General features: G+C 42.5%; 10 protein-coding genes. 3 read left to right on the top strand and 7 right to left on the bottom strand.

Translation table 11 applies throughout. The annotated features are described in order from the left end of the window. The 4 genes from V7K49_RS14625 to V7K49_RS14610 all read right to left on the bottom strand — a co-directional run. A partial coding sequence (locus V7K49_RS14625; protein ID WP_335206156.1) for a hypothetical protein occupies positions 1-686 on the bottom strand: 686 nt, incomplete at its 3' end. Between the two features lie 257 nt (positions 687-943). Next, positions 944-1,465, bottom strand: a complete 522-nt coding sequence (locus V7K49_RS14620; RefSeq protein WP_335206155.1) for a hypothetical protein — start codon at positions 1,463-1,465, stop codon at positions 944-946. A gap of 67 nt (positions 1,466-1,532) precedes the next feature. Then, positions 1,533-1,970 (bottom strand): hypothetical protein, encoded by a 438-nt coding sequence (locus tag V7K49_RS14615; RefSeq protein ID WP_335206154.1) that lies wholly within the window; start codon positions 1,968-1,970, stop codon positions 1,533-1,535. Between the two features lie 128 nt (positions 1,971-2,098). Further along, positions 2,099-2,962, bottom strand: a complete 864-nt coding sequence (locus V7K49_RS14610; RefSeq protein ID WP_335206153.1) for a DUF2382 domain-containing protein — start codon at positions 2,960-2,962, stop codon at positions 2,099-2,101. A 680-nt stretch (positions 2,963-3,642) separates the two neighbouring features. Here V7K49_RS14610 and V7K49_RS14605 point away from each other — a divergent pair. The 3 genes from V7K49_RS14605 to V7K49_RS14595 all read left to right on the top strand — a co-directional run bounded on the left by V7K49_RS14605 (position 3,643) and on the right by V7K49_RS14595 (position 6,703). Next, on the top strand, positions 3,643-4,098 hold the full coding sequence (locus tag V7K49_RS14605; RefSeq protein WP_334866891.1) for a CAAD domain-containing protein: 456 nt from the start codon (positions 3,643-3,645) through the stop codon (positions 4,096-4,098). A gap of 129 nt (positions 4,099-4,227) precedes the next feature. Further along, positions 4,228-4,710 (top strand): hypothetical protein, encoded by a 483-nt coding sequence (locus tag V7K49_RS14600; RefSeq protein ID WP_334866893.1) that lies wholly within the window; start codon positions 4,228-4,230, stop codon positions 4,708-4,710. 367 nt (positions 4,711-5,077) lie between these two features. Beyond that, positions 5,078-6,703 carry an NAD(P)/FAD-dependent oxidoreductase gene (locus tag V7K49_RS14595; RefSeq protein WP_335206152.1) on the top strand — a complete coding sequence of 542 codons (1,626 nt, stop codon included), beginning with the start codon at positions 5,078-5,080 and terminating at the stop codon, positions 6,701-6,703. Positions 6,704-6,829: 126 nt separating this feature from the next. On the opposite strand, the gene V7K49_RS14590 is transcribed toward V7K49_RS14595, so the two are convergent. The 3 genes from V7K49_RS14590 to V7K49_RS14580 form a co-directional block, all read right to left on the bottom strand. Beyond that, positions 6,830-7,051 (bottom strand): hypothetical protein, encoded by a 222-nt coding sequence (locus V7K49_RS14590; protein WP_335206151.1) that lies wholly within the window; start codon positions 7,049-7,051, stop codon positions 6,830-6,832. Next, positions 7,018-7,197: a hypothetical protein gene (locus V7K49_RS14585; protein WP_334866901.1), complete on the bottom strand. Its 180-nt coding sequence runs from the start codon at positions 7,195-7,197 to the stop codon at positions 7,018-7,020. The genes V7K49_RS14590 and V7K49_RS14585 overlap by 34 nt, the downstream gene beginning before the upstream one ends. 100 nt (positions 7,198-7,297) lie before the next feature. Continuing rightward, positions 7,298-7,564, bottom strand: coding sequence for a hypothetical protein (locus V7K49_RS14580; RefSeq protein WP_273767019.1), 267 nt, complete (start codon positions 7,562-7,564; stop codon positions 7,298-7,300). Between the last annotated feature and the right edge of the window lie 264 nt (positions 7,565-7,828).

Below are 7,828 nucleotides of genomic sequence, written 5' to 3'. Positions count from 1 at the left end.
GCTACATTTTTAACGGCTGGTTTGACCTCTTGGGCTGCACCCTTTACTGCATTCGCTGTATCTTTTGCTGCATCTTTGAAAGCTGGTTTGACTTCCTCAACTGTCTCCTTAACAGCGTCCGCTACATTTTTAACGGCTGGTTTGACCTGTTGGGCTGCACCCTTCACTGCATTCGCTGTATCTTTTGCTGCATCTTTGAAAGCTGGTTTGGCTTCCTCAACTGTCTCCTTAACAGCGTCCGCTACATTTTTAACAGCTGGTTTGACCTCTTGAGCTGCACCCTTAATTGCATCAACTACAGATGGCTTGGTTTCCTCAACTGTCTCCTTAACTGCCTCTACTACATCAACAACGGATGGCTTCACTGCTTGTGCTGTATCTTTCGCTACTTCTGTTACCTCTTCTACAGAGTGGTTAACAGTCTCAGCTATACTCTTTGCTGCATCTACTATACCTTCAACAGAATCGTGAACAGCTTCAGATGTACCCTTGCCAGCCAAAGCGCCTGCTACCGCGCCCGCGACAGCACCAACTAAACCTCCAACTCGACCACCAACTATACCACCAATCGCTGCACCAGCTATACCAGCACCAATGCCTGATCCTGAAGATTGAGCATCGGTTTGCTCTTGCTCGGGGTCGGTATTTTCGTCATACTTATCTGCTTGTTGCTTATTCTGAGTCATAATCATCGTCTCCTTTATATTTGCAGCGTCCAGACAAAGGACTATGTGTATCAAGTGGGAGCAACGCGAAAAAGTGAGAAGCAACAAATAATGTCACTTTAATGTCAACTTTAAAAACCTTTTCAAGCTGATAGCATCAGTAAAAACACTAAAAAAACGGTAATTTTGCCCAGTTTCCTATCAATAAAATTGGTTTATTGATAGGAAAAATCAAATCTCACAAAATCGCGTTGCTCCCGTATCAAGTTTGGGAATGCTTACTTATGACCACCAAACCATTTAGAGGCGATCGCTCCTAAAGCTGCTCCGACCACTGGATTACTGAGAAACTTAAGAATCGCTGGTTGTTCAGCCATCACTTCTTGGAAGATGTCAGGATGGCTATGATATGTGAAAGATGCCAGCTTGCTGAGGTCATCTGCACTTATGTGGTTAGGGTTATGGGTAGAAAGTCCCAAATCTCGCTCCAGATGGCGCTCGTCTAGTCCTCTTTGCTTTAAGTGCTTGAAAAATGATCGTGCAACATCATCCCGTTCGTTAGGCTTAATCTGAGCGATCGCCTTCTGCAATTCTGGCTCCATCTGGCTGGGAGGAATGCTGTTATGGTTGAAAGACCGACCAAATAATTGACGACGTTCTTCGTGGGATGAGCGTTGAGCAAAATCATCAAAATTTTGGTATTCCTTGTTTGGGTCAGATGAAACATTATCTAAAGACTCTGTATTACCGTGAGCCAACTCGTTGAGAATTTCGCGTTTATACTTGTCACTGCTGCTCATTTTAAATGTCTCCTTTTCTACTTACAATCAACTGAATTAATTCAGGTTTTCCCAAAATTTTGATTCGTTATTTATACTCAATTTGCTGAGATTGCACATCATACTGAGCCGTCAAAATCAGTTTTTTGTCTGGTGCATACATCAAAACTTTTAAGTCTTGATTCGGGAAATTTTGGTGAAAACCTTGGAGTAAGGATTTTGCTAATGGTCGCACTTCGGTCGGACGAACTTGAGGTGCAATCAGGACACCTAACTTATTGTTGTCACGGACATAAGCATCCTGGACAATTCCCTTGGCTGTAGCGACAACCCAGTTCCCAAAATCTTTACCCTGTACACTGTTACCGCGTGACAACAAGTCATAGTCAGCACTATGACTGATTCCAGGCGTTAATTGAGTTGGTTGTTTAGCTTGAACAGTACCACTACAAGCGGCAGTCGTTGTTAGTACTAATACCAAGACTAAAGCTGTTAAAACCCGACGAAACTGTTGAATTATTTTCAATTTAAGCACCTCATCTAAACTAATGACTCTTTTGCAATATCAATCTTCTGAAAGTAATTTTGAGTAGAAGTAGGTAGAAAACCCACTCCTACTAACTCAAATGTATTCACCTTTGTAGTTTAAGTAGGTTAACCCCGGTCAGTTTTATTCTCTATTCGAGTTCCATCAGTGTTAACATCTAGTTCTTCGCGTCGAATGGTTTCTTGAGCTTCAACGGTTTCTTTGTCTACAACTTTCTGCACTCTGACTTCTTCTCGCAAAAAAGCTTCCTTATGGATGTCTGCAACTTCTTCATAGAGGTCTATATGCGCTACCTCGCCCTCGCCAAAGTCAGTCGCTTCAGCAGACACAACTTTGCCTGTGTCTTGAGAAGTCACTCGCTCAATCACGACTCGCTCTTTTTCCACCGGAACAGCAACTCTTGCAGTTTCGGTTTCAACATGTTTACTAATCGCTACTTCTCCGCTTTTTCGGCGCTGTTTATTAGCAACTAGCCTTTCTTGGTAAAGTTTGAAGGTTTGGTCTTCGTGAGCGTTGACATCATACAGATCCGCGTCATCTGCGTAGGTGTAGTTGTCAGGACTTGGAGTAGTGCGACCAACTGTCAATGCTAGCGCAGCTGAACTTTCTACAGACGGTGTACGATATCCTCCACGCACCTGTTCTTCATAGTCGTAGTCAAGTGTTGTATGCTCTTGATATTCAGGTAAATTTTCCGCTTGCTCTCTTGTTATACCAACGACATATACACGGTTTGCTGTAGAGTCAATACGCGATTTTCCTACTGGTAGTAAGACTTTTTTGCCAAAAATCCAAAAGCCGATGTCAACAATTAAATAGCGGAATTCTCCTTGGTCGTCTACTACAGCATCATTTACTGTGCCAATCTTCTCATCAGTTCCTTGAACATACACACCCATTCCTTTGATGTCATTGCCTTCAATAGTATTATGGTAGTCTGCATCAAATTCACTTATTTTCTGGAGTGGCATTCTTTTATTCCTTAAAATCTTGCTGTGTCTTTTTTATAAATTACACAATTTAGTTTAGGTAAATCTTCTGTCCGAGGAGTGACTTAAATCATCTTGATATTTCATCAATTGAAGTAATTAAATATAGTTTTATAACCCAAAAGCATGAGACAGGGTAAGGGTTTTAGTATTGATATATTACTCTCAAGAAGATTGATTATAACTAAATTTCTATAACTTTCGTGACTAGTTTCTAGCATTTGTGTGACTACTTACTAGCAGTAAATTTCAAGTCTAAATTTAGCTAAATCGATACATACTATCAAACCTAGCTAGTTTAATATGTCCATTAATACCTTACACTTAAATCAAATATCCTTACATTCTTAAAGATTTATTGCCGGAAGTTGTAATGCTTGCTCTATCACTCTTGTTGAAGACAGAATTTATTCCAAAAGATTGATGAGAAATAAATCTAAAAATGCCTAAATATTATTAAAGTCCTAATAAATTCGCAAACAAATATTTACCTGTGCTGCTAAGGAGCAATAAGGAAAAATAATGGACTTAAGTGTACATCAGCGTGCTCTAGGCGTATTTACTCATCATCGGCATGCGGAACAAGCGCTGCATAAGTTGATAAATTGTGGCTAAGTGTAAACTTTAAAACTGCTCTCATTGCAGAAAATCAGGAGATAATTATGGATACAGAATTACAGCAACAGCAGTATGTCGATGCTGCCTCCCAAAACCAGATAGAAGCACTTAAAGGTTCAGAGTCTGGAAACCTGGCAATGTTACCACCCGCCTCGGAAAATGAAGAACAATGGCAAAAAAATGGTAGACAGATTTCTATATTTTTGGCAAAAATACCTGAGTACATAGGTAGATTCTACCAAGAATACAAATTACCGATTATCAGCTTTGCGTTGCTTGTGATAGCAGTTACGGCACTAAGGATTTTTCTAGCGGTACTCAACGCCATAAATGATATTCCACTAGTTTCTCCATTTCTCCAATTAATTGGACTTAGTTACACAATTTGGTTTACTTCCCGCTATTTGCTCAAAGATTCCACTCGGCAAGAATTAACAGCAGAAATTCGCTTGCTTAAAAAACAAATTTTAGGCAGAGAAGAATCACAGACTTTAAGCTAACTAAAGGATAGTGGCGAATCCAGTGTATTTGAACTTTCGGTCAAGTATAACTCGGCTTTTTACTTGACCATTGTATAGAACTGTAGACTCTTATACCACGTCAGCTAAATTAGCAGGAAAAGAAAATGTATGATCAAGACAAATAAATTAGCTTCGCTGACAACAACAGTATTTCTTTCAACATTGCTAACACTCCCACTGCTTAATAGCTGCGGCGGAGGTTCCCAAAATGCTGCGCCACCTCCAATTGACGATAGTATTGGTAGAAATTTAAATAATCGCGCCCCCGTAAATCAACCCCAAGCTAGGAGAGGATTGAGTACAGGGCAGAAAGTGGCAATCTTGGCAGGAGCCGCTGGACTTTTCTACCTCTACAATCAGCGAAAGAATGCCCAAGGAACAGGAGCGCAGGGGAAATACTACCTTTCTAAGAATGGGCGTGTTTACTATCGAGATGCTCAACGTCGCCCTATCTGGGTAACAGCGCCACAAGAGGGCATTCGTGTTCCACAGTCGGAGGCACAACAATACCGGGACTTTCAAGGATATAATAACAGTCCCACAGGGCGAGACTTAAGGGGTTTGGGTGAAGGTACTGTTCCAACAAATTAATTTTTGTACATATTATAAATAGATGGCGTTTAACCGTCATTCTATTTTTTAATAGAAACTTTTTTCCATATATCAGGAATCTGCACAAGAAGCCTTTAGTCGGATTTCACCACAAGAGCGGATGCAGTTTGGTCCCTCTCTTCAACAGCAGACGCCCTCTTCAAACTTGAATTTTCCCTATCTAAACCAAGATGGTATAAATGATCGCTTTCAAGAGCCAAATTATCTTGCTCAAACGACAGGCCGGGTTCACCAGCAACAACCAGATATACTCTGTTTATGTAAGGTTTCGGCAGAAGGCAGTATTCGTCCTGCCTCCTGCCTCTGTTGTTAATATTTTGATAGATAGTATGAATTTCTCCTCGCTATGTTACGCCTAACAGAAGTAAAGCTCCCGCTTGATCATCCTGAAGATGAGATCAAGTCTGCCATCCTCAAAAAGCTGCAAATCACGGACGAAGAATTGATCAGCTATTCCATCTTCAAGCGTAGCTACGATGCCCGTAAGAAAGGAGAGATCAGCCTTGTCTATATTCTGGATGTAGAAACGACTCACCAGACTCATCTACTCAAGCGCCTGAAAAGAGATCCCCATGTGATTGCCACGCCAGACATGAATTATCGCCCAGTGGCACGAGCTACCAGCAATTTAGCGATTCGCCCCATCGTAATTGGTACAGGGCCTTGTGGCTTGTTTGCGGGTTTGATGCTCGCGCAAATGGGCTTCTGCCCAATTATTTTAGAACGTGGCAAAAAAGTTCGCGATCGCACCGTTGATACCTTTAACTTTTGGAAGAAAAAATCAGACTTCAACCCAGAATCTAATGTTCAGTTTGGCGAAGGTGGTGCGGGTACATTCTCCGATGGCAAACTCTACAGTCAAGTCAAAGATCCTCAGCATTATGGGCGTAAAGTACTGACCGAACTTGTGAATGCGGGAGCCTCACCAGAGATTCTCTATATCAACAAACCGCATATCGGCACTTTCAAACTGGTGGGAATCGTCCAAAGTATGCGTGCCAAAATCGAATCCCTCGGTGGTGAAATTCGCTTTCAAAGTCGCGTGGAAGATATCAACATCGAAAATGGACAGGTGCGGGGAGTCACCCTTGCCAGTGGGGAATATATCGCCAGCGATCATGTGGTTCTGGCGGTGGGTCACAGCGCCCGCGATACTTTCCAAATGCTATTTGATCGTGGGGTTTACATCGAGGCTAAACCATTTTCCATTGGTTTTCGGGTGGAACATCCCCAGTCTCTAATTGACCAATGTCGTTTTGGCGCTCAGGCTGGTCATAAGCTTTTAGGTGCTGCCGATTACAAACTGGTTCACCACTGCCAAAATGGTCGCTCCGTCTATAGTTTTTGTATGTGTCCAGGGGGCTTAGTGGTTGCAGCCGCATCAGAACCGGGGCGACTTGTTACCAATGGGATGAGCCAATACTCTCGCAATGAGCGCAATGCCAACAGTGCGATCGTTGTGGGCATCACACCCGCAGATTATCCGGGAAATGCCTTAGCGGGAATTGACTTCCAACGGCGCTTAGAAGAACAGGCTTTTGAGTTGGGCGGTGGGACTTATGAAGCTCCAGGGCAGTTGGTGGGTGATTTTCTCAACCATCGCCCCTCTACAGCATTGGGCACAGTTAAGCCGTCTTATACACCTGGAGTACATTTAGGTGATTTGAGCCAGAGTTTACCAGATTATGCGATCGCCGCCATCCGTGAAGCACTTCCTGCTTTTGACAAACAAATTAAAGGATTTGCGATGGACGATGCCGTGTTGACTGGGGTGGAAACTCGCACGTCATCACCGATTCGGATTAAACGCCAAGAAGATTATCAGAGCGTCAATACAGTCGGTCTTTATCCGGGTGGTGAAGGAGCGGGATACGCAGGGGGAATTCTCTCAGCTGGTATCGATGGTATCAAGGTTGCAGAGGCGGTGGCTTTAAGTATTTTGAGGAATTGTGAGCGCAAAATCATGAAATAGTGAATGTGATACCTACGGTAAGCTGCTAAGAGTGCAAAGTACGAGTAGTTGAAAGCATTCAGAAGATCAGATTAAGTGACATACTGCACTTTCAAAACAAGTGCCTTACCCCTAGCTGTCTAATACTTATCCGAACCGTATTGTTTGTATAAATGCCCCTAAATCACTATCTTGCCCCAGCCGTTCGCCATCGGGAGGATTGCAGAATAAAATCCCACTGTCTGCGGGGGCGACAACATCAGCAAGCTCCATTTGAGAAAACCATACATGGTTATCAACGCCGCAGTTTTGAGCATTGTTAATCGCTTGCTCAATCACATTTTCATCGCTTTCTGATCGCTTTCCCAAATAGGCGCAGTCAGGGCGTCTCCCTGGCTGTCCCTAGCTTCTTCGAGCAGCTTCTCTAAAAAGGATAGATCAAAATCGAGCCAAGTTTCAAATCCAAAGCGACCTGCTAAAGCAGCGCTTGCGCGATCGCGAAATAGCCGTGTCAATTCTAATATCAAGCCCCAAGATGCTTTCGAGGTAGGGCTTTTGTTTTTTTGTCTGGAGCCGATATACAATCATGTATCAAGCGCAATCGCAGTGGGGAATTTATCCGATTGTTAAAGCTGGTTCTTTACAGAAGTTAAATAGGGCTGACTCAGTTTCTGATTCATCTTCAAATACAGCAGAGATGTACCATTCACAGGGCGAACCATTCGTATATTCAGCCCAAGCAATTGTTGCTGTTTGACCTGATGGAATCCCAGACTCACCCAAGCTAAATGAAGCCCACTCCTGATCATCGACAGATACCCATAACTCTGTAATTGTCAGTTCGGTTTTATTGGTAACGGTAAAGGTGAATAGGTCTGACATAAATAGCCTTTTAGCAATAAATAAATTGAAGATTTTCAGTCACAGATCATACTGGCACTTTTTTAAAGCATTTGTGATCTAAACTGTCAAAATCTCTGCTCAGAGAAGGGTCGAAGTTTTTTTTTAGCTCAACTTAAATTTATGAAACAGGATTAAAAATCTCACTGACTCTATAGAACCCATTTGGGATCTGGTGTACCGGGAGATTAAAAGTATTTTTTATTACTTATGTACTCAAGCAGTTTAACAGATGAAGAGTGGTCA

Origin of the sequence: Nostoc sp. (assembly GCF_036919675.1) — a bacterium.
In the GTDB taxonomy this organism is placed as follows: domain Bacteria; phylum Cyanobacteriota; class Cyanobacteriia; order Cyanobacteriales; family Nostocaceae; genus Nostoc.
The sequence above is the reverse complement of the archived record's forward strand: the minus strand, read 5'-3'. Positions and strand labels throughout refer to the sequence as shown.

Bases quoted from the DNA above. Each gene is read 5' to 3' on its own strand.
- V7K49_RS14620 (WP_335206155.1), bottom strand. From the start codon at position 1,465: ATGAGCAGCAGTGACAAGTATAAACGCGAAATTCTCAACGAGTTGGCT.
- V7K49_RS14610 (WP_335206153.1), bottom strand. From the start codon at position 2,962: ATGCCACTCCAGAAAATAAGTGAATTTGATGCAGACTACCATAATACT.
- V7K49_RS14605 (WP_334866891.1), top strand. From the start codon at position 3,643: ATGGATACAGAATTACAGCAACAGCAGTATGTCGATGCTGCCTCCCAA.
- V7K49_RS14600 (WP_334866893.1), top strand. From the start codon at position 4,228: ATGATCAAGACAAATAAATTAGCTTCGCTGACAACAACAGTATTTCTT.
- V7K49_RS14595 (WP_335206152.1), top strand. From the start codon at position 5,078: ATGTTACGCCTAACAGAAGTAAAGCTCCCGCTTGATCATCCTGAAGAT.
- V7K49_RS14580 (WP_273767019.1), bottom strand. From the start codon at position 7,564: ATGTCAGACCTATTCACCTTTACCGTTACCAATAAAACCGAACTGACA.